This window comes from Amycolatopsis orientalis DSM 40040 = KCTC 9412, from assembly GCF_000478275.1.
Taxonomy (GTDB): Bacteria; Actinomycetota; Actinomycetes; order Mycobacteriales; family Pseudonocardiaceae; genus Amycolatopsis; species Amycolatopsis orientalis.
Window position 1 is genome coordinate 1 of the sequence record NZ_ASJB01000023.1, and the last position, 383, is coordinate 383.

Here is a 383-nt window from a genome sequence, read left to right on the forward strand (position 1 = left end):
CAGGCACCGTGGAGTTGAAGCACATTATGTCAGTCCAAAAGACGCCGGGCTGTTCGTGACGAGCGAACCCGGCAACGCACAAGTGCTGCCCGAGTCCTACGACAATCTGTTTCAGCTCAGACAGCAAAAGGGCATCATTATCTTTCCCGGCTTCTTCGGATTCAGCCAGGAAGGAGAAGTGATGACGTTTTCGCGCAGCGGCTCTGACATTACGGGCTCCATTTTAGCGAATGGATTGAAAGCCGAGTTGTATGAAAACTTCACTGACGTTGACGCCGTTTATTCTGTCAACCCGGCGATCGTATCCAACCCGAAAGAAATCCGCGAGCTGACATACCGGGAAATGAGAGAGCTCTCGTATGCCGTCTTCTGCTTGAAAAAAA

At 51.2% G+C, this 383-nt stretch carries 1 protein-coding gene; it reads left to right on the forward strand.

What is annotated here, in order from left to right; genetic code table 11:
- Positions 1-55 precede the first annotated feature (55 nt).
- The coding region (locus L324_RS44405) for an amino acid kinase family protein (protein WP_499698304.1) at positions 56-383 on the forward strand (328 nt) is incomplete at its 3' end.